The organism is Streptomyces sp. NPDC007907 (assembly GCF_042959365.1).
GTDB classification, from domain to species: Bacteria; Actinomycetota; Actinomycetes; order Streptomycetales; family Streptomycetaceae; genus Streptomyces; species Streptomyces indiaensis.
Genome location: NZ_JBIBKR010000011.1, coordinates 88,905 through 114,527, shown reverse-complemented (window position 1 = coordinate 114,527; position 25,623 = coordinate 88,905). Strand labels below are relative to the sequence as shown.

At 71.1% G+C, this 25,623-nt stretch carries 18 protein-coding genes and 1 pseudogene; 6 read left to right on the top strand and 13 right to left on the bottom strand.

The features are described from left to right. Positions 1 to 23: 23 nt before the first annotated feature. From ACFZDI_RS35465 to ACFZDI_RS35455, 3 genes are all read left to right on the top strand, one after another. The gene (locus ACFZDI_RS35465) at positions 24 to 968 is read left to right on the top strand and encodes a sucrase ferredoxin (RefSeq protein ID WP_391256592.1); all 945 of its coding nucleotides are present in this window, start codon (positions 24 to 26) and stop codon (positions 966 to 968) included. A gap of 202 nt (positions 969 to 1,170) precedes the next feature. Next, a complete protein-coding gene (locus ACFZDI_RS35460; protein WP_391256589.1) occupies positions 1,171 to 2,841 on the top strand; it encodes an ATP-binding protein in 1,671 nt (556 codons plus the stop codon). After that, on the top strand, positions 2,841 to 3,521 hold the full coding sequence (locus tag ACFZDI_RS35455; RefSeq protein ID WP_234846544.1) for a response regulator: 681 nt from the start codon (positions 2,841 to 2,843) through the stop codon (positions 3,519 to 3,521). The genes ACFZDI_RS35460 and ACFZDI_RS35455 overlap by 1 nt, the downstream gene beginning before the upstream one ends. Before the next feature lie 51 nt (positions 3,522 to 3,572). On the opposite strand, the gene ACFZDI_RS35450 is transcribed toward ACFZDI_RS35455, so the two are convergent. The 4 genes and pseudogenes from ACFZDI_RS35450 to ACFZDI_RS35435 all read right to left on the bottom strand — a co-directional run bounded on the left by ACFZDI_RS35450 (position 3,573) and on the right by ACFZDI_RS35435 (position 8,604). Beyond that, positions 3,573 to 5,165 (bottom strand): cation acetate symporter, encoded by a 1,593-nt coding sequence (locus ACFZDI_RS35450; protein WP_391256587.1) that lies wholly within the window; start codon positions 5,163 to 5,165, stop codon positions 3,573 to 3,575. Further along, the gene (locus tag ACFZDI_RS35445) at positions 5,162 to 5,722 is read right to left on the bottom strand and encodes a DUF485 domain-containing protein (protein ID WP_391256584.1); all 561 of its coding nucleotides are present in this window, start codon (positions 5,720 to 5,722) and stop codon (positions 5,162 to 5,164) included. The genes ACFZDI_RS35450 and ACFZDI_RS35445 overlap by 4 nt, the downstream gene beginning before the upstream one ends. Positions 5,723 to 5,790: 68 nt before the next feature. Next, a pseudogene (locus ACFZDI_RS35440) lies at positions 5,791 to 6,075 on the bottom strand (response regulator transcription factor); the annotation flags it as partial. 405 nt (positions 6,076 to 6,480) lie between these two features. Then, positions 6,481 to 8,604, bottom strand: coding sequence for a DNA topoisomerase IV subunit B (locus ACFZDI_RS35435; protein WP_361118595.1), 2,124 nt, complete (start codon positions 8,602 to 8,604; stop codon positions 6,481 to 6,483). Between the two features lie 442 nt (positions 8,605 to 9,046). On the opposite strand from ACFZDI_RS35435, the gene ACFZDI_RS35430 reads away from it, so the two are divergent. Further along, on the top strand, positions 9,047 to 9,277 hold the full coding sequence (locus ACFZDI_RS35430; RefSeq protein ID WP_234846548.1) for a hypothetical protein: 231 nt from the start codon (positions 9,047 to 9,049) through the stop codon (positions 9,275 to 9,277). Positions 9,278 to 9,398: 121 nt separating this feature from the next. Here the strand turns inward: ACFZDI_RS35430 and ACFZDI_RS35425 are convergent, their stop codons facing one another. The 7 genes from ACFZDI_RS35425 to ACFZDI_RS35395 all read right to left on the bottom strand — a co-directional run bounded on the left by ACFZDI_RS35425 (position 9,399) and on the right by ACFZDI_RS35395 (position 20,696). Beyond that, on the bottom strand, positions 9,399 to 10,250 hold the full coding sequence (locus ACFZDI_RS35425; protein ID WP_391256581.1) for a trypsin-like serine protease: 852 nt from the start codon (positions 10,248 to 10,250) through the stop codon (positions 9,399 to 9,401). A 137-nt stretch (positions 10,251 to 10,387) separates the two neighbouring features. Then, positions 10,388 to 11,929, bottom strand: a complete 1,542-nt coding sequence (locus ACFZDI_RS35420; RefSeq protein WP_391256577.1) for an RNA polymerase sigma factor — start codon at positions 11,927 to 11,929, stop codon at positions 10,388 to 10,390. Between the two features lie 427 nt (positions 11,930 to 12,356). Beyond that, positions 12,357 to 13,244 (bottom strand): FadR/GntR family transcriptional regulator, encoded by an 888-nt coding sequence (locus ACFZDI_RS35415; RefSeq protein ID WP_234846551.1) that lies wholly within the window; start codon positions 13,242 to 13,244, stop codon positions 12,357 to 12,359. 161 nt (positions 13,245 to 13,405) lie between these two features. Then, entirely contained in the window at positions 13,406 to 15,472 is a 2,067-nt protein-coding gene (locus tag ACFZDI_RS35410) for an ATP-binding cassette domain-containing protein (RefSeq protein WP_391256574.1), read from the bottom strand. Positions 15,473 to 15,618: 146 nt separating this feature from the next. After that, positions 15,619 to 16,377 carry an NUDIX domain-containing protein gene (locus ACFZDI_RS35405; RefSeq protein WP_234846331.1) on the bottom strand — a complete coding sequence of 253 codons (759 nt, stop codon included), beginning with the start codon at positions 16,375 to 16,377 and terminating at the stop codon, positions 15,619 to 15,621. A gap of 130 nt (positions 16,378 to 16,507) precedes the next feature. Then, positions 16,508 to 18,427, bottom strand: coding sequence for a glycogen debranching N-terminal domain-containing protein (locus ACFZDI_RS35400; protein ID WP_391256570.1), 1,920 nt, complete (start codon positions 18,425 to 18,427; stop codon positions 16,508 to 16,510). A 625-nt stretch (positions 18,428 to 19,052) separates the two neighbouring features. Then, on the bottom strand, positions 19,053 to 20,696 hold the full coding sequence (locus ACFZDI_RS35395) for a DUF4192 family protein (RefSeq protein ID WP_391256568.1): 1,644 nt from the start codon (positions 20,694 to 20,696) through the stop codon (positions 19,053 to 19,055). Positions 20,697 to 20,837: 141 nt separating this feature from the next. Between ACFZDI_RS35395 and ACFZDI_RS35390 the strand changes: the two genes are divergently transcribed. Together ACFZDI_RS35390 and ACFZDI_RS35385 are read left to right on the top strand one after the other, a co-directional pair. Then, complete coding sequence (locus tag ACFZDI_RS35390; protein WP_234846333.1) at positions 20,838 to 23,003, top strand: RecQ family ATP-dependent DNA helicase; 2,166 nt, start codon at positions 20,838 to 20,840, stop codon at positions 23,001 to 23,003. Between the two features lie 308 nt (positions 23,004 to 23,311). Next, positions 23,312 to 23,923: a hypothetical protein gene (locus ACFZDI_RS35385; RefSeq protein ID WP_361118618.1), complete on the top strand. Its 612-nt coding sequence runs from the start codon at positions 23,312 to 23,314 to the stop codon at positions 23,921 to 23,923. A gap of 300 nt (positions 23,924 to 24,223) precedes the next feature. Here ACFZDI_RS35385 and ACFZDI_RS35380 read toward each other — a convergent pair whose 3' ends face one another. Together ACFZDI_RS35380 and ACFZDI_RS35375 are read right to left on the bottom strand one after the other, a co-directional pair. Then, positions 24,224 to 24,853: a hypothetical protein gene (locus tag ACFZDI_RS35380; RefSeq protein WP_391256564.1), complete on the bottom strand. Its 630-nt coding sequence runs from the start codon at positions 24,851 to 24,853 to the stop codon at positions 24,224 to 24,226. Positions 24,854 to 24,921: 68 nt separating this feature from the next. Next, positions 24,922 to 25,623 (bottom strand): ribonuclease HII, encoded by a 702-nt coding sequence (locus ACFZDI_RS35375; protein ID WP_391256561.1) that lies wholly within the window; start codon positions 25,621 to 25,623, stop codon positions 24,922 to 24,924.

Here is a 25,623-nt window from a genome sequence, read left to right as displayed (position 1 = left end):
CAAGTCAGGTTAGGCTCACCTCTGTGAGTACGTGCTCAAGCGTCTCCCGGGACTTCGACGAGCCCGTCTCGGGAACCGCGGCCACCGCGAGGACCTGGCTGTTGCTGGAACAGCCCGGTCCGTGGGGTGCCAAGGCGCTCACCTCGAGCCACCTGGACCCCGCCCTGGGGCGTGCCCTGGAGTCGGCCGCCAAGGACACGGGCGTGCGGATCGCGCTCATCCGCCGCCCCGGGCGCCACGCGGACCGCCGCATGCCCGCCACGCGCCGGGTGTACGTGGCGCACGTGGTCCCGGGAAACGTGTGGCTGCACAGCGCCTCGACCTCCGACCCCGGGCAGCTGCTCGATCTCGACTTCGCGGCGCTCGGCCGGGGCGACCACCGCACCTTCGACACGCTGCTCGGCGGCCGGCCGCACGAGGGCGGCCCGCTGGCCCTCGTCTGCACCAACGGCAAGCGTGACCGCTGCTGTGCCCTCCTCGGCCGTCCCCTCGCGGCCGAACTGGCGACGTCAGGCGCAGAGGGCGTCTGGGAGGTCACCCATCTGGGTGGTCACCGCTTCTCCCCCACGGCGCTCGTGCTGCCTTACGGATACGCGTACGGCCGGGCCGAGGCCCACTCCCTCAAGGAGGTTTTGCAGGGCGCCCGGGAGGGGCGGATCGTCGTGGAGGGGTGCCGGGGCAGCTCGGCCTGGGACCGGCCCGGCCAGGCTGCCGAGCTCGCCGTACGCACCAGGACCGGGGAATTCACCGCGGAGGCACTGAGCGTCGTCCGGACGGCCGGCGTGGCCCCACGCTGGGAGGTGACCGTCGCCCATACCGACGGACGCCGCTGGCTGGTCGACGTGGCGCAGAGCGCGGGCCTGCCGCCCCGCCCGGAGAGCTGCGGGGCGTCCGTCCTCGGCTCGCCCGCCCGGATGGACGTGGTGGCGGTGCGCGAGCTGCGACTCGCGACGGCACTGGCCGGCTGACCACCGGGCCCCACCGGGAGCGGGAGGGCTGCGGGGCCGGGCGCTGCCCGGTACGGACGCCGTGATCAATCATTGACGCCGTGCGTCCAGCATGACGTCACGGGGTGACCGCCTTGACGCCCGCCTGCCGGCCCACATTGATCTGGAGATCCACGCCACACCCGTCTAGGGCGGATAGCCGTCCGCACGTACGGTCGTGGGTATGAGCCGCACTCCCCCCGCACGCCGCCTGCGCCTCGGCCTGCCCAGGAGGGTCTTCTCACAGGTGCTGCTGATGCAGGTGGTGATCGCTGCGGGAGTGGCGGTGCTGGCCACCGGGCTGTTCCTCGCGCCCCTGAGCAACCAGCTGGACGACCAGGCCATGCGCCGCGCGCTCGCGATCGCGCAGACGACCGCGCAACTGCCCGACCTCGCCCAGGACCTGCGGGACACCCCGCCCTCGCCGAACGGCCCGGTCCAGCGGGAGGCCGAGCGGATCCGCAAGGCCACCCAGGCCGAGTACATCGTCGTGATGGACTGGCGAGGTGTGCGCTGGTCGCACACCGACCCGCGGCAGATCGGCGGCATCGTCTCCACCGACCCCGGCCAGGCGCTGGCCGGCAAACAGGTCATGGAGATCGACAGCGGCACCCTCGGCCGCTCCGCCCGGGGCAAGGTGCCGCTGCGCGCCAGTGACGGCAGCGTCATCGGCGCGGTCTCGGTCGGCATCGCCTACGACAGTGTCCGGGCCCGCCTGATCCACGCCATCCCGGGATTGCTGGCGTACGCTGGCGGTGCCCTGGCCGTGGGCGCGCTGGCCGCGTGGGTCATCTCACGGCGGGTCCATCGGCAGACCAGGGACCTGGCCTTCTCGGACATCGCGGCGCTCCTGTCCGAACGGGAGGCGATGCTGCACGGCATCCGTGAGGGCGTCGTCGCCCTGGACCGCACCGGCCGCATCCGCCTCGTGAACGACGAGGCACAGCGCCTGCTGGGCATCGAGGAGGCGGTGGGCCGGTCTCCCGACGAGGCGCTCGGCACCGGCCGTACGGCCGATGTGCTGGCCGGACGGGTCACCGGTACGGATCTGCTCACCGTGCGCGGCCAGCGGGTGCTGGTCGCCAACCGCATGCCCACCGACGACGGCGGTGCCGTGGCCACGCTGCGCGACCGCACCGAGCTGGAGCAGTTGGGCCGCGAGCTGGACTCCACCCGCGGTCTGATCGACGCCCTGCGCGCCCAGGACCACGAGCACGCCAACCGCATGCACACGCTTCTGGGGCTGCTCGAACTCGAGATGTACGACGATGCCGTCGAGTTCGTCGGCGAGGTGGTCGGTGACCACCGGGCCACCGCGGAACAGGTCACCGAGCGGATCGAGGACCCGTTGCTCGCCGCCCTGCTGGTCGGCAAGGCGACCGTCGCGGCCGAGCGGGGCGTCGCCCTGGGGGTGTCGGACCGGACCCGGCTGCCCGACCGGCTGGTCGACCCGCAGGGGCTCGTCACGGTCGTGGGGAACCTGGTGGACAACGCCCTCGACGCCGTGGCCGGCGAGCCGCACGCACGCGTGGAGGTCGAGCTGCGCGCCGAGGAGCGCACGGTGATCCTCCGGGTGCGGGACACCGGGCCGGGGATCCCGCCGGAGCACCGGGAGTTGATCTTCACGACGGGATGGTCTACGAAGAAGCCGCCGGCTCACCGCGAGCGGGGCATCGGACTCTCCCTGGTGCGCAGGCTGGCCGAACGGCAGGGTGGCAGCGCGACCGTCGGCGAAGCACACGGCGGCGGCGCGGAGTTCACCGTCGTCCTGCCCGAGGCGCTGTCCGAGTCCGGCCCGGAACCGACCGTCCTGACCGTGCCGCCGGCTCCGCAGACCGCCGAGAAGGAGTCGTGATGATCGAGGTCCTGGTCGTGGACGACGACGTGAGAGTCGCGCGGGTCAACGCCGCCTACGTGGAGAAGGTGCCGGGCTTCCATGTCGCCGGTGAGGCCCACAGCGCCGCGGAAGCGCTGCATCGGCTGGAGACGCTGCCGCGACTGGACCTGGTGCTCCTGGACCACTACCTGCCGGATGCCACGGGGCTCGAGGTCGTCCAGGAGATGCGGCGACGCGGCGACCAGACCGACGTGATCATGGTGACGGCGGCCCGGGACGTCTCCACCGTCCAGGCGGCGATGCGGCACGGCGCTCTGCAGTACCTGGTCAAACCGTTCGCCTTCGCCGGTCTGCGCGGCAAGCTGGAGGCCTACGCGGAACTGCGCCGCACCCTCGACGGCGGCGGGGAGGCGGAACAGGCCGAGGTGGACCGCATCTTCGGCGCGCTGTCGGCGCCCTCGGAGCCGGACCTGCCCAAAGGCCACTCCCCCACCACCGCGGAGCTGGTCCGCCAGTCCCTGATGCATGCGGAGGGGCCTCTGTCCGCCCTGGAAATCGCCGAGCGGACCGGGGTGAGCCGGCAGACCGCCCAGCGCTATCTGAAGCTCCTGGAGCGCACGGGACGGGCCCGGCTCACCCTCAAGTACGGCGACGCGGGCCGCCCGGAACACCGTTACGTGTGGGCGACCCGCGGTTAGGACGGCAGCCCGGCGCTCTCGGTGGCCGGGGTCCTCACCGAACGCACCTCCCTACGCCGCCCCCGCGCCCGTGAGCGACCGCACCTCGGTCTCCGCGTGCTTGGCCTCGTCCGCGACCTCCGCCGAGGTGACCGTCCCCAGCCAGCCCGCGAGGAAGCCGAGAGGTATCGAGACCAGGCCCGGGTTCTGCAACGGGAAGTACTGGAAGTCGAGGCCGGGGAAGAGCGAGTCCGGGCCGCCGGAGACCACCGGGGACAGCACCACGAGCACCACGGCCGGGACGAGACCGCCGTAGACGGCCCACACGGCGCCCCGTGTGGTGAAGCCCCGCCAGAACAGGGAGTACAGCAGCACCGGCAGGTTCGCCGACGCGGCGACGGCGAAGGCCAGGCCCACCAGGAACGCCACATTGAGGTCCTGCGCCAGCAGACCGAGCGCGATCGCCACCACGCCGACGCCGACGGCCGCCATCCGGGCCACCGCCACCTCGCTGCGCGGTTTCCTGCCCCTGCGCCGCAGGGAGGCGTGCAGGTCGTGGGCCACGGACGCCGAGGACGCGAGCGTGATGCCGGCGACCACGGCGAGGATCGTCGCGAAGGCGATCGCGGCGACGATCGCGAACAGCACCGTCCCCCCGGTGGATCCCGCACCACCTCCCAGGTCAAGCGCCAGCAGCGGAACCGCCGTGTTTCCGGCCGCGTTCGACCCGCGCACCGCGTCCGGCCCGAGGACGGCGGCCGCACCGAACCCGAGCACGATCGTCATGAGGTAGAAACCGCCGATGAGCGCGACGGCCCAGACGACCGAGCGGCGGGCGGCACGCGCGGTGGGCACGGTGTAGAAGCGGGACAGGATGTGCGGCAGCCCCGCCGTACCCAGCACCAGCGCCAGGCCCAGACTGACGAAGTCGAAGCGGGCGGTCCAGTCCCCGCCGTACTTCAGCCCCGGTGCCAGGAACGCCTCGCCGTGGCCGCTGCGCTCGGCCGCGGTGAGCAGCAGCCGGTCCACGTCGCCGTGGAACCGCATCAGGACGAGCACCGTCAGCGCGACGGTGCCCCCGAGCAGCAGGACGGCCTTGACGATCTGGATCCATGTGGTCGCCCGCATCCCGCCCAGCGACACGTAGATCACCATGAGCGCCCCCACGCCGATGACGGTCCAGGACCGCGCCGCGTCGCTCGTACCGCCGAGCAGCAGCGCCACCAGGCTCCCCGCGCCGACCATCTGCGCCACCAGGTACAGAACGGACACCGTGACCGAGGCGGATCCCACCGCGATCCGCACCGGCCGCTCCCTCATCCGTGACGCCACGACGTCAGCGAGGGTGAACCGGCCGCAGTTGCGGACCAGTTCGGCGACCAGGAACAGCACCACGAGCCAGGCCACGAGGAACCCCACGACATACAGCAGCCCGTCGTAGCCGAACAGCGCGATGAGTCCGGTGACGCCCAGGAAGGACGCGGCCGACATGTAGTCGCCCGCGATGGCAAAACCATTCTCCATCGGCGAGAAGAGCCGCCCCCCGGCGTAGAACTCCTCAGCCGAACCGCGCCTGTTGCGGCTGACCCAGGTGGTGATCCCCAGCGTGACCGCGATGAACGCGCTGAAGAGCAGCAGCGCGAGTGTCTGGTGTTCCCCCGTCACGGCCGGCCACCGCCCACGCCACGCGTCAGTTCCTGCGTGTCCCACCGCAGTTGGAGCGCCGCCCGGTCCCTGCGCAGCCGCGCGTGCCGTGCATACGCCCAGGTGAGCAGGAACGTCGACAGGAACTGCCCCAGCCCCGCCACCATCGCCACGTTCACCGCCCCCGCGACGGGCCGCGCCATCAACTCCGGCACGGTCGTGGCAGCCACGACGTAGCCCACGTACCAGGCGAAGAAGGCAACGAACGCCGGCACCACGAACCTCCGGTAGCGCCGCCGCACCTCCTGAAAGGCCGCACTGCGCTGCACTTCCAGATACACGTCGGCCGCCGCGGGCCCCGTTCCGCTCTCCCCGCGCGCGGGCGGGATCAGCGCATGGGCATGCTCCCCGTCCTCGGCCGACTCGCCCCAGCCGGAGGCGAGCGCGTCGTACCAGGGATCGTCGTACCTGAACTGACCGGTCTCCTCGGCCGGGACCGGGTCCTGACCGTCGAAGGTGTCGGCCGGACTCTCCTGGTCCGTTCCGCCGCCGCGGGGAAGGCCCTTGCTCTGCTGCATGCCCAAGGATGGACAGAACGGGAAGATCCCCGACTCTTCTTCCCACCTCATTTCACCCCATCAGGTGACTAAACCGCTGGTGGCCGCACAAGTCCCTTCCCGTAGGCGTATCGCACGGCCTGCGCACGGTCCTTGAGCCCGGTCTTGGTGAAGAGGTTGTTGATGTGGGTGTTCACCGTCGCCGTGGAGACGTGCAGCCTGCGGGCGATCTCCGGGTTGCTGAGCCCCTCGGCGATGAGGACGAGCACCTCCGTCTCCCGGGCGGTGAGCCCGTCCGGCGGCTCGGGATGCGCGACCGGCTTGGTCTCCGGCTCGGTGAGACGCTCCGGCAGGCGTCTCTGAATATCCGGCGCGCACGGAACTGCCCGGCTATCACCACGACGGCGACGAGCACGATTACCAACGCGTCGACGAGCCCGGACATCACAAGCTCCGTGAGCGGGAGAGGGTGTCGGCGGCGAGCGCCGCCGATGCCTATGACGCTACGGAAGTCGCCAGGCCACGGGATCGGAGCCTGGGGGGATCACGGGTTGAATCCCGGCCGGGCGTCTCTCCACCCGGGGGTGGAGAGACGCGTCTCGCGGCCAGACGGCGAGGGTGTCCCGAGACATGATCGCCTGGGCCCCGGCCTCACGCCGACTCGGCGGAGCTGCGGCCCTTCAGGCCGGTAACCGGATGTCAGACACACCGAGTCGCCGCGGGGAGCGACCCGGCCGACGTGCCGACCCCGTAGGACCCGGTTGGAACCGCCGCAGCGGCTACGCGTCGATCCGCGAGCGGTCCAGCGTCGCCGCCGAGTTGGAGATGAACTCCTTGCGCGGCGCCACGTCGTTGCCCATCAACAGGTCGAAGACCTGCTCGGCGGCCTCCAGGTCGGAGAGGTTGATCCGGCGCAGGGTGCGGTGGCGCGGGTCCATCGTCGTCTCGGCCAGCTGGTCGGCGTCCATCTCACCGAGGCCCTTGTAGCGCTGGATCGAGTCCTTGTAGCGGATGCCCTTGCTCTGGAACTCCATGAGCTTGTCGCGCAGTTCGCGGTCGGAGTACGTGTAGACGTACTTGTCCTGGCCCTTCTTCGGCTGGACGATCTCGATGCGGTGCAGCGGCGGCACTGCAGCGAAGACCCGGCCGGCCTCGACCATGGGCCGCATGTAGCGGTGGAACAGCGTCAGCAGCAGGGTGCGGATGTGCGAACCGTCGACGTCGGCGTCGGTCATCATGATGATCTTGCCGTAGCGGGCGGTGTCGATGTCGAAGGTCCGGCCCGAGCCGGCTCCTATGACCTGGATGATCGCGCCGCACTCGACGTTCTTCAGCATGTCCGTCACGGACGACTTCTGAACGTTGAGGATCTTGCCACGGATCGGCAGCAGCGCCTGGAACTCGGAGTTCCGGGCGAGCTTCGCCGTACCGAGCGCGGAGTCTCCCTCGACGATGAACAGCTCGCTGCGGTCCACGTCGTCACTGCGGCAGTCGGCCAGCTTGGCCGGCAGCGAGGAGGACTCCAGGGCCGTCTTGCGGCGCTGCGCGTCCTTGTGCTGCCGGGCCGCGATGCGCGTGCGCGCGGCCGCGACGGCCTTCTCCAGCACGACCCGGGCCTGCTGCGCGGCGTCCCGCTTCGTGGACGTGAGGAACGCCTTGAGCTCCTTCGTGACCACGTTGTTCACGATGCGGCGGGCCGCCGAGGTGCCGAGGACCTCCTTGGTCTGGCCCTCGAACTGGGGCTCGGCGAGGCGCACGGTGACGACCGCGGTCAGGCCCTCCAGGGCGTCGTCCTTGACGATGTCGTCCTCGGCGACGCGCAGCAGCTTCTTGGTGCGCAGCACCTCGTTCATCGTCTTGGCGACGGCCTGCTCGAAGCCGGCGACGTGGGTGCCGCCCTTGGGGGTGGCGATGATGTTCACGAACGACCGGAGCGTCGTGTCGTAGCCCGTCCCCCACCGCAGCGCGATGTCGACGCCCAGCTCGCGGGTGACCTCGGTGGGCGTCATCTGGCCGTGGTCGTCCAGGACGGGGACGGTCTCTTTGAAGGTGCCCTGCCCGGAGAAGCGGAGCACGTCGCAGACCGGCTTGTCGTTCGCCAGGTACTCGCAGAACTCGCTGATGCCGCCATCGAAGCGGAAGGACTCCTCGCCCTTGCTGCCGCCCTCGCCGAGCCCGTACTCGTCGCGCACGACGATGGTCAGGCCGGGCACCAGGAAGGCCGTCTGGCGGGCGCGCTGGTGCAGCGTCTCCAGGTTGAGCTTGGCGTCCTTGAGGAAGATCTGGCGGTCGGCCCAGTACCGCACGCGCGTGCCGGTGCGGGTCTTCGGGATCTTCTTGGCCTTGCGCAGGCCGCCCTTGGCCTCGAACTTGGCGTCCGGGCCGTTCCCCGCGAAGGCGCCGGGCACGCCGCGCCGGAAGCTGATCGCGTGGGTGTGCCCGCCGCGGTCCACCTCGACGTCGAGCCGGGCGGACAGGGCGTTCACCACGGAGGCGCCGACGCCGTGCAGACCGCCGGAGGCGGCGTAGGACCCGCCTCCGAACTTGCCGCCGGCGTGCAGCTTGGTCATGACGACCTCGACACCGGAGAGGCCGGTCTTGGGCTCGACGTCGATCGGGATGCCCCGGCCGTTGTCCCGGACCTCGACCGACCCGTCGTCCTGAAGGATCACCTCGATGTGGTCGCAGTACCCGCCCAGGGCCTCGTCGACGGAGTTGTCGATGATCTCCCAGACGCAGTGCATCAGACCACGGCTGTCGGTCGACCCGATGTACATGCCCGGGCGCTTGCGCACGGCCTCGAGCCCCTCGAGGACGAGCAGGTGCCGCGCGGTGTAGTTGGATCCGTCCCGGTCAGCTCCTGCCAGCAGAGCTGTGGACGGCACGGACGTCTCGGCGGTCACGCGGTTCGCTCCTCGCTGAATTTCGGATGGGGCCCTTGTGGGTAAGGGCGCGGCTTCAGTCACCGGTGAGAGGGTACCGAGGCCTGGTAGAGCCGTTGTAACGCCACCCTCGTCGAAAACTCACACTAGTCCACACTCGCATGAGTGTTCGATCCCTCGATGGAGTGAAGTACACATCACGTTCCCTTCGAGGCATGAACCATTTAGGCTCCGGGCACGTCCTCATGAACAACCGGCAACCCAGCCGGGAGGACCGACCACCGATACAACGCGAAGCCCCGTAAGACACATAGACACGCAATACGGCACATTCGCCGCCAACCGGCAGCAGACAGCCGCCTCGCAAAGATTCTTTCGAGGAAAAGCCACGAGCGGGAACGTTTTGGGGCTGGTTGGATGTTGACCCTGGTACGACAGCTCGTCGAGCTAGAGAAGAGGCGACGTGACTACTGTTCTGACCCCCGCGAGCCCGCTGACGGCCGCTGATCGCTGCGACCGCTGCGGCGCCCAGGCGTACCTGCGCGTCGTCCTGCTCAGCGGCGGAGAGCTGCTCTTCTGCGCCCACCACGGGCGCAAGTTCGAGCCGGAACTCAAGAAGATCGCCGCTGAGATACAGGACGAGACGGAGCGGCTCACGTCCGCTCCCGCGAACGCCGCCGAAGAAGAGCGCTGACACCTCGCGTCCGACGACGAGCCAGCCCGGTACAGGCCGGTGGACGGGCGGTTGCCTCTGATCACCAGAGGCAACCGCCCGTCCTCGTCCGCCTACCCGGTCCCGGCCCCGCTCGGACGCCTCACTTGCCTTCGGGCGGCCCCTGTGTCCAGCCGAGCGTCCGCATCATGTAGGAGACCCTCATGTACACGCCGGGGTTGCCGGCCCGGCCGCAGCCGATCCCCCAGGACACGAGTCCGATCAGGCGCCCCTGGGCCACCAGCGGCCCCCCACTGTCGCCCTGACAGGCGTCCCGGCCTCCCTCGGCCTCACCGGCGCAGAGCATGCTCGTGGCGTCGTAGGTGCCTTCCGCACCTCCTGGATACGCCTCCTCGCACAGTGCATCGGGCAGGACACGCACCCGTGCCGCCCGCAGGCTGTCCGGGTACTCCCCGGCCCCCGAGATGTCGCCCCACCCGTACACCGTCGCGGTCTCACCCGCCGTGTAGGCCGGATCACCGGCGGACGCCATGGTGATGATCGACTCACTCTGGAGCGGTTCGGCGAGAGTGAGCACGGCGAAATCCCCGGCGTTGCTGATCCCGTCGTAGGCCGGATTCACCCACGTACGACGCACGTCGATCTCCTGGCCGTCGCGACTCGCCAGCAGATCCGTGCGCCCGGCTATGACCTTGAGGTCCGGCACCCGCTCCGGCGGCCCGCCCAGGACGTTCTCGTCCAGGCAGTGGGCCGCGGTGAGCACGGTCGTGCGGCCGACCGCCACTCCCCCGCAGAATTGCCCCGCGCGCGTACCCCCGAACCGGTCACGACTGGACAGGGCGACCGTCCACGGGCTCTGGGACACCTCCACGGGAAAGCCGCCTATGACCACGCTGTCGGCGGCCACAGGGGCACTGGTGCCCAGGGTCAGGGCGGGTACCGCGGCTGCCAGGACCAAGGGCGGAAACAGAGCTCGTGCCAGACGACGACTCATACGCACTCCTCACTCAGTGGTGTCCGTGGGGAACCCAGAGTGATCCACCATGCGTGATGCCGCACCCGCGGCGGTGCGGCACTGCGAAGGCCCGGTCCCCCTCGGGGAACCGGGCCCGGCGCGCCGTACGACCAGACTCAGTCGAGGTAGTCGCGCAGCACCTGCGAGCGGGACGGGTGGCGCAGCTTCGACATGGTCTTGGACTCGATCTGACGGATCCGCTCGCGCGTGACGCCGTAGACCTTGCCGATCTCGTCGAGGGTCTTCGGCTGCCCGTCGGTGAGGCCGAAGCGCATGGAGACCACGCCCGCCTCACGCTCGGACAGGGTGTCCAGGACGGAGTGCAGCTGCTCCTGCAAGAGCGTGAAGCTGACCGCGTCGGCCGGGACGACCGCCTCGGAGTCCTCGATGAGGTCACCGAACTCGCTGTCGCCGTCCTCGCCCAGCGGGGTGTGCAGCGAGATCGGCTCGCGGCCGTACTTCTGGACCTCGATGACCTTCTCCGGGGTCATGTCGAGTTCCTTGGCCAGCTCCTCCGGGGTGGGCTCGCGGCCCAGGTCCTGGAGCATCTGGCGCTGCACGCGCGCGAGCTTGTTGATGACCTCGACCATGTGCACCGGGATACGGATGGTGCGGGCCTGGTCGGCCATGGCGCGGGTGATCGCCTGACGGATCCACCAGGTGGCGTACGTGGAGAACTTGTAGCCCTTGGTGTAGTCGAACTTCTCGACCGCGCGGATCAGACCGAGGTTGCCCTCCTGGATGAGGTCCAGGAAGAGCATGCCGCGGCCGGTGTAACGCTTGGCCAGGGAGACCACCAGACGGAGGTTGGCCTCCAGCAGGTGGTTCTTGGCGCGGCGGCCGTCCTCGGCGATGATCTCCAGCTCGCGCTTGAGCTTGGGGGCGAGCTTGTCGGCGTTGGCCAGCTTGTCCTCGGCGAACAGGCCGGCCTCGATGCGCTTGGCGAGCTCGACCTCCTGCTCGGCGTTGAGCAGGGGGACCTTGCCGATCTGCTTGAGGTAGTCCTTGACCGGGTCGGCGGTGGCGCCGGCGGCGGCGACCTGCTGGGCGGGCGCGTCGTCCTCGTCCTCGTCGGAGAGTACGAAGCCGGCGTTCTCGGTGGTGCCCTCGGGCTCCTCACCGGGCTTGCCGGGGGCCGCCTCCTCGAGTACTTCCTCCTCGAGGATCTCGGCGTCGTCCTTCTTCGCGCTGGTCTTCTTGGCCGCCGTCTTCTTGGCGACGGTCTTCTTCGCGGCCGCCTTCTTGGCGGTCGTCTTCTTGGCGGCCGCCTTCTTGGCGGGCGCCTCCTCCTCGACGGCGGGCTCGGCGGCGGGCGCCGCCGGCGTGGCGGTGGCGGTGGCCTTCCGGGTGGTCACCGCCTTGGCCGCGACCGTCTTGGTCGCGGTGCGCTTGGCGGGACTCTTCGCTGCGACGCTCTTTCGGGTGCGCTTGGGCTCTGCGGCACTGACCATCAGCGTCACACCCTCTTCCTCGAGGATCTGGTTGAGGCTGCGCAGTACGTTCTTCCACTGAGTGGCCGGAATCTGGTCAGCTTCGAAGGCCCGACGCACGTCATCGCCGGCGATCTGCCCCTCAGCCTTTCCCCGCTCAATGAGCGCCATGACAGAGACGGACTCGGCGATCTCCGGCGGGAGCGTACGGGATGTGCTGGCCGACACGAACAACCTCTCGGAACGTTGGAAAACGGCTTCCGGCCCCGTCCAGCATGGACAGGAGCCGACCGCCGGCTTGGGGATGGGCCGACGGCGCGGGCGGGGGCCGGGAAGATGCACAGCGCCGTGAACGGCGTCCGTATTCCCTCCGCGGCTGTCACCTCTTAGGTCATCGCGTTCTTCCCGCGAGCGTTACGCCCAATCTGCGTGGCCCGAGTCACACCCCGTAAGCGAACAAAAACGGTCAGACGCTGACATAGATGGTCACATTCGCCGCGGGCCCGTCCGCCCTGTGGGACATTCGGCCCCTTCGCACCGTCGGACCCCGCGGGATCACCAGGATCCCACGGGGTCCGACGGGAGGCGGATCACCGATCAGGCACTGCCACAGGAGGGGGGTGGCACACCCGGCCGCGCCGCCCGCGGAACGCGGTCAGTGCTCGCGCGGGGCGGGCACGACCCGTTCCACCTCGGGATGGACCGTGAGGAGTTGCCGCATGGCCGTCTCGGCCGCCACCCCGTCACCGGCGGCGAGGGCGTCGCAGATACGGCCGTGGTGCGCCAGGGACGTCTCGTTCGGCCGGTCACAGCCCGTGACCGGACCGCCCGACACCTGGAGGGCCGCGGACACGATCCCGGACAGGTGCTCCAGCATGCGGTTGCCGGCGACCTGGATGAGCAGCGAGTGGAACTCGGAGTCGGCGCGGGAGAACGTGAGCGCGTCACCCTGAGCCATCGCGTGCCCCATGATCTCGACCATGTCCGCCAGGCGCTGTTGCACGTCCTCACGCCCGTGCCCGGCGGCGAGGCGGGCCGCCAGTGGCTCGATCGTCCATCGCAGCTCGCTCAGCTCACGGCGCTGGTCGTCGCGCTGGGGCCCGAAGGCCCGCCACTCGATGATGTCCGGGTCGAGGAGGTTCCAGTCGCTCACGGGGCGCACGCGCGTGCCGACGTTCGGGCGGGCGCTCACCAGGCCCTTGGCCTCCAGGACGCGGAGCGACTCGCGGACGACGGTGCGGGAGACCTCGAATCGCTGCCCGATCTCCTCGGGCACCAGCGGACGGTCGGCGCCCAGGTCGCCGGAGACGATCATCTGACCCAGCTGTTGAACGAGTTGGCCGTGCAGCCCGCGCCCGCGGCTTCCCGCGGCGCGGCGGCCCACGCGGCCCAGCTCGGGCTCCCCGCCGTCCCAGGCAGGAATCCCGACACGGTCGACGGCGGGCGCCTCGGCGTACGGGTAGCGGTCGAGTTCGCCCGGGCTCGCGAGGCCGGAGTCAGCGGAGCGGGCGGCGGTCATCATGGTGTGCGCAAGGGTACTCACGCATCATTTGTCGGCGCCGTCTCCAACTCCCTTGAGGTCTTTGGTGAAAAGCACACGAAAGGGTGATCGCTCACCCCGTCGCAATTGACGCCTTATCGGAAAGAAATGGGCGTTCTGCGGGGAGTTGTGGGCATGGCCGAACCAAGGGTTACGGACAGTCGTCACCGGAGTCTGCCGCGCAGGGTCGTGAGCAGATACGCGCAGAGCAGCGCGGTCAGCGACAACGTCAGTGCGCCGCCCACGGGTTGGGAAACCACCTTGAGTACGGCCTCCAGGTAACGCTCTCCCCCGAAGGGCCACCGCGGCAGGAGGGTCTCGCGCAGCCGCACGGGAAGTCCGGCCGCGGTTCGCACGGACGGACCGTTCACGAGCTTGTGCACGACCGGTACGACGAGGATGGGGACGGCGGCCACAGCGGCGAGCCCGGCCGTGGTGGACCGGAAGACACCGGCGGCGAGCACACCGGCCCAGGCGCAGCCGACCACGAGCCCGATCCAATTCGCACTCAAGGAGATCCAGTCGACGGGAACCTGAGCGAGTTCCCGTCCGTAGACGAGGTAGAGCACTTCCGCGTCGCAGCCGACGGTGAGGACGGCCAGCAACAGCGCGGTGATCGAGGAGACGAGCAGTTTGGCGGCCAGCAGCCCCAGCCGGCGGGGCACGGTGCCGCGGTCCGCGGCCAGGGCGGGGTGGCGGAACTCGTCCCCGAAGGCGAATGCACCGAGCAGGCCCGCGCCGAGGGCGGCGGGCGGCAGGGGCAGCTCCTGTGGCCAGGCGGCCAGCAGGCGCGGTTGCGGGGTGTGCCCGACGCGGGCGAGCACGACGGCGGTCACGGCGGACACGGCGAGCACGACGGCCCCGGTCAGGAATCCGGTGCCGATCCCGGTGGCACGGCGGATCTCGTAGCGGAGGGGGCGGAGCGGGCTGGGGGCGGGCCTGACGGAGATGGGGGGCGGCAGCGAAGGCAGTTCGTCGAGTGTGCGAGCGGTACGGGCCCCTTTCGCGTGCGGCGCCGTCGGCAAGGACGGTTCAGCCGCTGCCGACGAGCCATCGCTCGCTCCGTCGGCTGGAGAGGTGTCCGTGCACTCGCGCGGCTCGACGTCGGGCAGCTGCGGTCGCCCGAAGGAAAGCGGCGGCTCGCCCGTGACCGGCTCTCCTGTGCCGGAGAAGGGTGTCGGCTCGAGTGCGGTGCGCTGCTCGGGGGAGATTCCCGCACGGTCTTCGAAGCAGGACGACGGCTCAGCGGCCTCCGCCGGTGCGTCCGCGCCCGCAGTGGGCCGAGATCGAAGCCCGGTGGAGAGCGCCGCCGCGGGGGACGTGGAGCCCACGCCATGAGAATCACCCGCCGCACCCGGACCCATGTCACCGATCTCGTCGGCGAGTTGGTGAACCACGATGCCGTTGCGAAAGGCGATCTCGCCGATGTCCGCACAGGTACCGCCGTACACCGACAGGCGGTTGCCGCCCTCTCGGACGACTTCGACGGAGCGCTGTGAGGTGCGGGCCTGCTTGGCCAGGAGAACCGCAAGGCGCCTCGCGTGCGGACTGCGTACGGCGACACGGGGGCGCAGGCGGGTGCGTGCGAACTCCGCGGCCTCCTGGTCGGCCACGACCCTGCCCTGTTCCAGAGTGACGACGCGGTCTGCGGTGCGTGCGGCCCCCTTGGGGTCGGACGTGGTGAACAGAACCGTGCCGCCCTGGGTGGCGTGGGCGCGCAACATGCCGTGCAGCCAGGTGCTCTCGCGGGTGGAGAGCCCGCTGTCCGGGTCGTCGAGGACGAGGGTGTGCGGGTCGGCCAGGAGGACGCAGGCCAGACCCAGGCGCCGGTCCATGCCACGGGAGAGGATGCCGAGACGTTCCTCGCGCAGGCTCACGAGCCCGACTGCCTCGAGGACTTCGTCGGCACGGCGGACAGGAACGCCCGAAGCTGCGCACAGCATGCGCAGATGACCTCTGACCGTGCGAGCGGGGTGCCCGGGCACATCGCCCAGCAGTGCGCCGACCTCACGCGAAGGATGAGCGATGCGGTGCAGCGGACGACCCCGGAAGTGAGTGATGCCGCGACCCTGTTGGAGTTCGAGCATCAGTCGGAGAACCGTCGTCTTGCCGGCGCCCGGGGCTCCGAGCAGCGCGGTGATGCGGCCCGCCCCTGCCTCGAACGAGACGTCGTCGGCTGCGGGCGGAAGCCCTTTGCGGGGGTTGCTGGTCAATCCGTAGGCCTGGATCACCCACAGCAAGATAGCGCGCAATGTCCGGTTTGTTGGGCATCCCAGTCCTCGCCGAGGTCCGCCCTCGGGAAGGGATCAGCGCTCGTGACCGGGCCGCGGGCGGGTCGCGTTCCTCCCCACGGCGCCGACCGCACCCGGACGGCCACTCACACTTCGGGGCGCAGCATCGGGGGGTTGAGAAGGGTCGCGCCACCGGCGCGGAAGAGCTGGGCGGGACGTCCTCCCTGGCGGGTGGTCGTCCCACCGGTGGGCACGAGGAAGCCCGGAGTGCCCGTGACCTTGCGATGGAAGTTCCGCGGGTCGAGCGCCACGCCCCACACCGCCTCGTAGACACGGCGCAGTTCCCCGACGGTGAACTCGGGCGGGCAGAAGGCGGTGGCCAGGGACGAGTACTCGATCTTGGAGCGGGCGCGCTCCACTCCGTCCGCCAGGATCTGCGCGTGGTCGAAGGCGAGTGGCGCGACCGGCTCGGCCTCCCGCCCGTAACCACCCTGCTGAAGCAGCTCCTCGACCGGGGCCCAGCGCGCGTTGCTGGCGTCTCCGCCTGCCCGGGGCGCGGGCAGGTCGGGGGCGAGAGCGAGGTGGGCGACGCTCACCACCCGCATCCTGGGGTCCCGCTTGGGATCCCCGTAGGTGGCGAGCTGCTCCAGGTGTGCGCCGTTGTCCTGAGCCGGGGCGGACGGATCATGCACGCGCAGCCCTGTCTCCTCGGCCAGCTCGCGCGCCGCGGCCTGCGCCAGGTCTTCGTCGGCCCGTACGAAACCGCCGGGCAGCGCCCAGCGCCCCTGGAACGGCGGTTCGCCCCGGCGTACCGCCAACGCACACAGGGCATGGCGGCGCACGGTCAGCACGACCAGGTCCACGGTGACGGCGAAGGGCGGAAACGCTGACGGGTCGTAGGGCATGCGGCGATCATAGTCGTCTGCCTGACGATAAACACTCCCTTCGCCGGTCCGTCCGCCCAGTGATCCATTTCGCTCTGGTTATGGACTGCGCTGCGTGGCAAATGGCCCTGAAAGCGGGCGTCGCCGCACGTCACACGCCTAGTTGCAGTCCGTCGGCAGCCTCCTCGACCATGGCGAGGCCCAGTCGGCCGACCCGTACCGAGAACGGGGCACCCGCCACGCGCAGTCCCATGAGACCGATCTCCCCGAGCGGCGCGCTGCGCAGGGGGCGCAGGGTGACCGTCCCGGCCGGGACGTCGGGGCGGATGCCGGCGAGGGTGGTCAGCAACAGGACTCCCGCAGCCGCCGCTGTGGCCGCGGGACGGCATGCAGCCGGATGCGGGAGTGGAGCACTCCCCTCCGTGCGCCCCTCCCCCGCGTACATCTCGGGCAGCCGATGGGCGAAGGTCTCGGCCGCCGTGAGCACCCCACGCAGCAAAGAGCCGGCCTCCTTCTCATAGCCCGCGGCGGCCAGTCCGGCGACGGCGAGGGCCGTCTCCTGAGTCCGTACGGCTCCCGCGCGGTGGCCGAACGGGTTGAATCCCGTCTCCCTCGCACCCAGTCCTCGCAAGCCCCATCCCGAATCCATGGCCGGGCTGCCGAGCAGTCGGGCCAGATGCTCGGTCCGGACCTTGTCGAGCAGGCCGGGCGCCGCCTCACCCCCACCCAGCAGGCCCGTGTCGAGGAGGTGCACGGCCGCCGCTCCGAGGTGCGGCACCAGGCTGCCGTCCGGCGCACGGGCCGCCGCGGGCCGGCCGCGCCCACGGTCCTCGATCCAGAAGTGCTCGCGGAATGCGGTCCGCAAGGTCTGCGCCCACTCCCGAAGGGCCGCTCCCCCTTCCCGGCCACAGGCTTCGAGCAGGTCGGCGCCCAGCAGCGCGGCACGGTGGGCATGGGCCTGGGTCTCGCAGCGGACGGGTCCGCCCCGGTTCGGGTCGTGCAGGTAGGTCCCGTCGCCCACGGTGGCGCGCAGCCAGGCCAGGCAGCGCTCGGCGGTGGGCAGCAACTCCTCCGTCTCCTGGTCGGGGAGCCCCCAGCGGCGGGCCTCGGCGAGCAGGACGGGGAAGAGCAGCGTGGCCTCGGTGCCGGTGCACTGTGGCGGAAGGTGCGGCCCGGCGTCTCGTCTGGGGCCGGGGATCATTCCGGACTGCGGTCCCGGGCCGGTGAGTTGGGTCCGGGCGAGGATCCGCAGCGTTCCCGTGGCCAGGCCGGTGCCCAGCGGCAGCGCCATCCGGGCGGCGACGAGCGCGTCGGCGGGAGCCAGACCGCAGCGCCAGGGCGCGCCGGCCGCGAGGTGGGTGTCGGCGGGGTTCGCGGGGTCACGCAGGAGGAGGGCCTGGAGATCCTCGATGCTCGTCCTGAAGAGGGCGGTGATTCTCGGGTCGTCGCCCTCGGCACGCGCGGCAGCCGGCGGGCTGGTCGCCGTGCGTCCGACGGCTCGCAGCGGGCCCGCCCCATCCGGCCGCACCCGCAGTTCGATGGTTCTGCTGCCACCGGGCGGCAGATCGAGCTCCCACCGCAGCAGTCCGGCCGAGGCGAGGGCGTCCGAGGGTGGCGGTTCGGTCGTGACGGAGGCGGTGCCGGCGGGGCAGGACCAGCGCAGGCCGGAGCCGTGCACGCTCGCGGTGAGTTCGGGTCCGACGTTGCCGGAGGCGATCGCCCCGAGGTCGGCCAGGTCAGTGTCCAGGACGATCTCGACCGGCAGCCTCAGGGGGCGGGCAGCCGCGCTGTGCAGGGTGATCCGTTCCGTGCCGTCGGCGAAGCGGTTGCGCTCCACGATCACATCCGGGTCCGGTCCCGTCTGCGGTGATGAGCGGAGTGTGCCCACGAACCGGGCGCGGTCGGCCGAGATCATGCGGGCCTGCACCGCGAGGGGTTCTCGTCCGGCGACGCGGACCTCGCACCGGGAGAGCACGCGACGGCCGGCCCGGTAGAAGCCCTCCAGTCCGCGGCCGATCAGCTGCCCCTCCTCGGATGAGATGGCGAGGCCGGGGAGCGCGACACAGATCATCGCGGTGTGGACGGATGGCAGCTCGGCGGACCAGCGCGGTCCGGGGGTCGTCGCGCCCCGGGGCAGGGGCGCGGACGAGTGGCCCGTGGATGACGGTGTCCGGCCCTGAGCGAAAAACGGTGGGCTACACCCCCGATCCGCACCAGGGCGGCGGCCCTGGGCCGCCCCTCGGGGAGACGGCCGGCCCGAGTTCGACGACGAGGGTGCGCCTGAGCCGGTGCGGATGGGCGCGGTGGGAGACGCGGACAGGTAGGGCGAGCTGCCGGGGAACCTCGGCGCGAAGCCGTCGAGACGTGCCCCTGGCTGAGCAGGCACGACCTGGCCCCCTGGGCGCGGTACCCCGGCCCCGGGCGGGCCGCCCCCTGATCCGAGGGGCACTGGGGGCTCACCTTGTGGGCGGCGGTCGTCGGCGGCCGGCGGAGTCGGCTGTTGCATGGGAGGGCTTCCTCTGCGCTCGGTGCGCCAAGATCGGGTTCTGCCCTGGCCCCGGAGGGCTCCGACGGAGCACGGGCAGTGCGGCGTCACGGCCCGTCCAGCCGTTCCGCCACTCAGGTGAACGCCGCGAGCGGCCTCCGGGTCACGCCCGCACCCCGGGCAAGTGCGCCTCGGGGCCGCCCGGCCGCACTCACTCCTCACGGCTCGCGCACTGACCGGGCCGCGTGCCGCCATTGCCCGTGTCCCGGCAGGGCGTGGCCGTCTTCTTCGATGCACGTGAGCGCGCGCCGGTTGTTCGTCCGCTGCCCGGCCGTGCGGTACCCGCCGATGATGTCCGGTCTGAGCGAGCACCGGTTTCAGGAGCGCCAGCAGGACTTGTGGGGCCCGCGGGGCGGGTCGTGTCGGCTGGGCGAGCGGTACGGGCAGGGCGAGTGGTGCCGGCAGGGCCACGCGAGCGACGGCGACGGCGGGGCGACGGGGGCGCCGCCGGCAGTGAGGGTTTGCCGTGTGACTCGGATGCGGGCGCCGTCTCTGCCGGTGAGGACGCAGCCGCGCGCCCTGCCCGCTCCGTGCGAAGGCACCTGCGGATCGACTCCGGGTCGAGACCCTCATTGCAGGCCTGGTGCAGGAGGCGGGCGAAGAGATAGTCGGGGTCGGCACCCAGAGCCATGGCGAGGGCCTCACGGGCCTCCAGTTCGTCGCCGGTGGACCATGCCACCCAGCCGGCGAGGGTGAGCGGCGCCGCGGCATGTTCGCCGTAGGGCCCGACGCAGCGGCGGGCCAAGGTCCGCCAGAGGCGAAGGGCTCGCCCGCCTTCTTCACCCTCCATCCATGCGGCCGCGCGGTCGCGGGTCGCGCGGTCCTGGAGACCGAGGATCAACCGGGCGGCCTCGTCACACCCGAGCAGTTCGTCGTCGCGCAGATCCGCCAGGAGCACGCCGGAGACCGGCTGGGCCTCGGCGAAGCGGTCCAGGATCCTTCCGGCCAGTTCCATCGTCTCGTCTGCCACGGCGGCGCGGCCCCTGTCGTCCAGGATCTTCGGAACCAGCGCCATGCTGGCGGTGTCCAGAGCGGCTTCCTGTTCGAGGGCGGCGGCGTTCTCCCAGGGAAGCAAGCGGGCCCTGAGCTCGCGTAGCGAGCCGCGCACCTGGATACCGGCGTAGGTGGCCGCCGCCGCGAGCACGGAGGTCCCGGGCAGGCCCATGGGGGCTCCTTCGGGGGAGCAACAAACCTGGTTGTCGCAGCAGTACGACCAGTAGCGGCCCTCCGAGATGCACAGGGCCTCGACGACCACCACGTCCAGGGAACCGCACTCGACGCGCAGCCTCTGAGCCAGGGGCCTCAGCCGCTCCATCACCTGTCGGCCGGTCTCCCCCTTTTCCGGTTCCTGGCACAGGAACGCGACCATCGATTCCGGCCGGGCCCCTCGGCGTTCGCTGCCCCTCACGAGGCCGTGGGACAGTTGCCGGGCTGCTGAGGGCCAGTCGTCCGCGCTCGCCGGGATGCCGAGCCGGGCCCGGCCGCCGAACCGTCCGCGTCCGTCGCTGTCGTGGAGCGCTACCAGGACGATGCTGTCCTCGGGGCGGTATCCGAGCAGGTAGGGCAGGGCGTCGGCCAGTTCGGCCGGAGTTCGCAGGGTGACCTGGTGCGTGCCGCCGCGGGTGTCGTACGGCGGGCCGGGGGTGTGCAGTCCGGATGTATCGCTCCCCTTGTTCTTCTGTTCACCAGGGTTGTGCCCGCTTTGCTGTTTACCAGGGGTGTGCTCGCTCTGCGTCTCGGGCCCGGTGATGTCACCGTTCTCAGAGGATCCGGTCGTTTCGCTGTGGTTCGTCATGCGAAGACGATCTCGCGGAACACAAACCTCCGCTTGAGCCTGTGGATAAGTCCAATCAGGGACACGTCACCCGCGGCCGTTCCGTCCACAGGTCCCGGCTCGCGGCACCGGATGTCGGTGCCGTCCTGTTGTATGGAACGCATGGAGCACACGAGCAACGCGGAACTCCGGGCGGACGCCGACGCGGTCCTCACCCGACTCGTCGGGGACGTCTCGGGAGAGGCACGGCTGCGCGAGGACCAGTGGCTGGCGATCGAGGCGCTGGTCGCCGACAAACGCCGGGCCCTTGTCGTCCAGCGCACGGGCTGGGGCAAGTCCGCGGTGTACTTCGTGGCGACCTCGCTGTTGCGGGCGCGGGGCAGCGGCCCCACCGTGATCGTGTCCCCGCTGCTCGCGCTCATGCGGAACCAGGTCGAGGCGGCGGCTCGGGCCGGCATCCACGCCCGCACCATCAACTCCTCCAACACCGAGGAGTGGGACGCCGTCCAGGACGAGATCGCCGCGGGCGATGTCGACGTCCTGCTGGTCAGTCCTGAACGGCTCAACAACCCGGATTTCCGGGATCAGGTACTCCCCCGGCTCGCGGCCGCCACCGGGCTCCTGGTCGTCGACGAGGCCCACTGCATCTCCGACTGGGGCCACGACTTCCGGCCGGACTACCGCAGGCTGCGCACCATGCTCGCCGATCTCCCTCCCGGTGTGCCGGTGCTCGCCACCACCGCCACGGCCAATGCCCGGGTGACCGCCGACGTCGCGGAGCAGCTCGGTACCGGCGGCAGCTCGGACGCCCTCGTGCTCAGGGGACCCCTGGACCGGGACAGTCTGAGTCTGAGCGTGCTGCGCCTGCCCGACGCCGCACACCGGATGGCGTGGCTCGCCGAGCACCTCGACGAACTGCCGGGGTCCGGAATCATCTACACCCTCACCGTGGCCGCCGCCGAAGAGGTCACCGCCTTCCTGCGGCAGCGCGGCCACACGGTCTCGTCGTACACGGGCAAGACGGAGAACGCCGACCGTCAGCAGGCCGAGGAGGATCTGCTCGGCAACAAGGTGAAAGCGCTGGTCGCCACCTCGGCGCTCGGCATGGGCTTCGACAAGCCCGACCTGGGCTTCGTGGTGCACCTGGGCTCGCCCTCCTCCCCCATCGCCTACTACCAGCAGGTGGGCCGCGCGGGACGCGGTGTGGAGCATGCCGAGGTGCTCCTGCTCCCGGGCAAGGAGGACGAGGCGATCTGGAAGTACTTCGCGTCGCTCGCCTTTCCCTCGGAAGAGCTGGTGCGCCGCACGCTCGACCTGCTCGCGCACGCGCAGAAGCCGTTGTCGCTGCCCGCCCTGGAACCCCTGGTGGAGCTGCGCCGGTCCCGCCTCGAGACCATGCTCAAGGTCCTGGACGTGGACGGGGCGGTCAAGCGGGTCAAGGGCGGCTGGCTCGCGACCGGTCAACCGTGGGCGTACGACGCCGAGCGGTACGCCTGGGTGGCGCGGCAGCGTGAGGCCGAGCAGCAGGCCATGCGCGCGTACGCGTCGACGACGGACTGCCGCATGGAGTTCCTGCAACGCCAGCTGGACGACGAGGCGGCCAAGCCGTGCGGCCGCTGTGACAACTGCGCCGGTCCGCGCTTCACGGCCGACACGTCCGAGGACGCCCTCGACGCCGCACGCGTGGACCTGGGCCGGGCAGGCGTCGAAGTGGAGCCCAGGCGCATGTGGCCCACCGGGCTGCCGGCGATCGGAGTGGATCTCAAGGGACGCATCCCCGTCGGCGAACAGGCCGCGCCGGGCCGCGCGCTGGGACGCCTGTCGGACATCGGGTGGGGCAACCGGCTGCGGCCCATGCTCGCGCCCCAGGCGCCCGACCTGCCCGTACCCGACGACGTGGCCAGAGCGGTGGTGGACGTTCTGGCCGACTGGGCCAAGGGCCCCGACGGCTGGGCTGCGGGCGCACCGGAGGGCCGAACGCGCCCGGCCGGCGTCGTCACCGTCGCCTCACGCACGCGGCCTCAGTTGATCAACTCCCTTGCGGCGCACATCGCGGCGGTCGGCCGACTCCCGGTGCTGGGCGCCGTCGAGTACACCGGCGATGGCCACCCCGGCTCACGGAGCAACAGCGCACAGCGGCTGAAGGCGCTCGACGGGGCGCTGACCGTGCCGCCTGCCCTGGCGTCCGCTCTCGCCGCAGCCCAGGGCCCGGTGCTCCTGGTGGACGACTACACCGAGACCGGCTGGACCCTGGCCGTCGCGGCCCGCATGCTCCGACGCTCCGGCGCGCAGGGGGTGTTGCCGCTGGTGCTGGCCGTGCAAGGCTGACAGCGGACCCGGGTTCGGGGCGGTTGCCCGTACACCCCTGGACGTGGCACCTGCCCGAGACGTACGAACGTGTCGTGCTCGAACACCCCGTGGGTGCTCCGCTGTCACACGCCGTGGGGATATTAGCCACGCATCATCTGATAACGGTCGGCTGCCTCAATTGCTCGTTGCCGCATCCAAGTTCGACAGGAAGAATTGAGGTCCGCTCCCGCACGGCTCGTCCGCCGCTCCGGTAGGGCTTTGCCGCGGTGCGCGCTCCCAGAACCCGACCCCGCCCGCAGTGTGGGCGCGTAGCCGAAGGGAGGACCGTGACCTTCGGATTCGCTCCGGCCTCGGCAGCGGCGTCGACGTCCGTCGCTGCCGCCAACCGCCTGCTCGAACCCGCGGAATGGGCCGCCGCCGGGATCCCACTCCTGCGCAACCCCCGCGAGATCGTCAGCGGACTGCACGCCCGGCACCATCCGCAGCCGGCGACCGCCGTGGTCGCCGTGCTCGATCCGGACGAGCGGCTGCGGGCGAGCGCGTCGTTCGTGCGCCGTTCGGCCCCGGCGGACGGCTGGATGTTCCGCAACGCGCTGCTCGCGCAACTGCGTCGGGTGATCCCGCACGACCTGCGCCGCCGCACGCCGGTACGCACCGCTGTGCTGCTCTACTGCCGTGAGGGCGACGCGCGTTGGACGGAGGAGGACGGCGCGTGGATGTGGGGACTGCGTGACGCGTGCACCCTGCACGGGCTGCGCTGCGGGGCGTACATCACGCTGACCCGTGACGGCTGGCAGGTTCTCGGCGAGGGCCGTGGCGGACGCCGCCCCCATTCGGCCTCGGCGCCGGAGCCTTTCGCCACGTCGGAGGCACCACCCCCGATACCGCGCACCGGCGGCGCCTCCGAGGTCCTGCGCCGCGCGGCGGCGGCACGCTGAGTCCCGGACGAGCCGCTCGGCACGGCCCCGGGACGACCGCACCGTGCCGAACGGCACCTCACGGTTCTCACGACGGCCGGCAGAAACGAGCGCCCCGGAGCGGGTCCCCGAGCGCCGCTCCGCCCGACATGCGAGCGCGGCGGTCCGCCACAGCGACCACGGGCACGCCCGGGCCGGGCGAGGCCGTCACTCAGGCGCGGCCTCTCGCCCTGCGGGCAGGAAGGAACGCCCACCGTGCAGCGCCGCCGCAGCGGCGCTCGGAGTCAGTCCCGGCGCCCTGGCGGGCGCCACGGCACCGGCTCAGACGCCCGCGCCCAGCACCGAGTTGATCCGCTGCGGGTCGCCGCAGACGATCAGCAGGGCACCGGCCCGGGAGTGGGCCAGGGACAGGGCACTCACGGCTGCGGTCTCGGGACCACCGTTGACGGCGACCACGACAACCGGACGGGACGAAGCGCGGGCCGCGATGGTGGCGTCCGTGTAGAAGACGTCGTCAGCCGCGTCGTGCTGAGCCCAGTACGAGGTTTCACCGAAGGACAGCTCGTGGGCGGCCCACGGGTGCTGCTCCCCGGTCGTGATCAGCAGGATGTCGCCGGGAGCGCGACCGGAGTCCAGCAGCAGGTCCACGGCCTCCTCGGCGGCGTCGAGCGCCCCCTCGGCGGAAGCCGGGATCAGCTGGATCTGCGGCGTGACCGGAGCGGTGGCGCCGGCGGCAGGGCCCGACGGAGCGGGCTTGGCGGCCACATCGCGCGGCGTACGTTGCACCGGCGGCGCCGGCCGGAGAGGGCCGGGGCGACCGGGACGCGACGGGGCCGCGGGACGGGGGCCGGGTACGGGACGGGGGGTCGGCGCGGTACGGCCGTTGGCCGGAGTGGCGCGGGGACCCTGGGCACTCTCGTGAATCTGAGGCTCCTCGGGAATGAGAGGCATGAGTTGATATTTATCAAACGCTGGTACGGCCCGCGTCGGCGGGTGGCGCGTGTGCGGGAACGAAACCGTCAGAAATCGAAGCCGAGCTGCCCCTCGATTTCCGGAACACTTCCGTCCGCCCAACTGCGGACCTTCTTGAGGTGCCGCCACTGGGGCAGCGCATCAAGATACGCCCACGACAACCGGTGGTAGGGGGTGGGGCCCCGCTCCGCCAGTGCGGCCTTGTGCACGGGGGATGGATACCCGGCGTTGTCCGCAAAACCGAAGTCTGCATGGTCGATACCCAGTTCGGCCATCATTTTGTCGCGCTGGACCTTGGCGATCACCGAGGCCGCGGCGACGGCCACGCAGGACTGGTCACCCTTGATCACCGTACGGACCCGCCAGGGCGTACCGAGGTAGTCGTGCTTGCCGTCGAGGATGACCGCATCGGGACGCACCGGCAGTGTGTCCAGCGCACGCACCGCCGCGAGCCGCAGTGCGGCCGTCATGCCCAGGGCGTCTATCTCCTCCGGTGAGGCGTGCCCCAGGGCGTACGACGTCACCCAGGTACGGAGTTCCTCGGCGAGGGCCGTGCGTCGCTTGATCGTGAGCAGCTTGGAGTCCGTGAGCCCCTCGGGCGGACGGCGCAGCCCGGTGATCGCCGCGCAGACGGTGACGGGACCGGCCCACGCGCCGCGCCCCACCTCGTCGACACCTGCAACGATCTTCGCTCCGGTCGTGGCTCGAAGGGAGCGCTCGACGGTGTGAGTAGGTGGTTCGTACGGCAT

What these genes read in the sequence shown, in the direction of transcription:
- ACFZDI_RS35460 (WP_391256589.1), top strand. Translation starts at nt 1,171, where the DNA reads ATGAGCCGCACTCCCCCCGCACGCCGCCTGCGCCTCGGCCTGCCCAGG.
- ACFZDI_RS35455 (WP_234846544.1), top strand. Translation starts at nt 2,841, where the DNA reads ATGATCGAGGTCCTGGTCGTGGACGACGACGTGAGAGTCGCGCGGGTC.
- ACFZDI_RS35445 (WP_391256584.1), bottom strand. Translation starts at nt 5,722, where the DNA reads ATGCAGCAGAGCAAGGGCCTTCCCCGCGGCGGCGGAACGGACCAGGAG.
- ACFZDI_RS35425 (WP_391256581.1), bottom strand. Translation starts at nt 10,250, where the DNA reads ATGAGTCGTCGTCTGGCACGAGCTCTGTTTCCGCCCTTGGTCCTGGCA.
- ACFZDI_RS35405 (WP_234846331.1), bottom strand. Translation starts at nt 16,377, where the DNA reads ATGCCCTACGACCCGTCAGCGTTTCCGCCCTTCGCCGTCACCGTGGAC.
- ACFZDI_RS35400 (WP_391256570.1), bottom strand. Translation starts at nt 18,427, where the DNA reads ATGATCTGTGTCGCGCTCCCCGGCCTCGCCATCTCATCCGAGGAGGGG.
- ACFZDI_RS35395 (WP_391256568.1), bottom strand. Translation starts at nt 20,696, where the DNA reads ATGACGAACCACAGCGAAACGACCGGATCCTCTGAGAACGGTGACATC.
- ACFZDI_RS35390 (WP_234846333.1), top strand. Translation starts at nt 20,838, where the DNA reads ATGGAGCACACGAGCAACGCGGAACTCCGGGCGGACGCCGACGCGGTC.
- ACFZDI_RS35380 (WP_391256564.1), bottom strand. Translation starts at nt 24,853, where the DNA reads ATGCCTCTCATTCCCGAGGAGCCTCAGATTCACGAGAGTGCCCAGGGT.
- ACFZDI_RS35375 (WP_391256561.1), bottom strand. Translation starts at nt 25,623, where the DNA reads ATGCCGTACGAACCACCTACTCACACCGTCGAGCGCTCCCTTCGAGCC.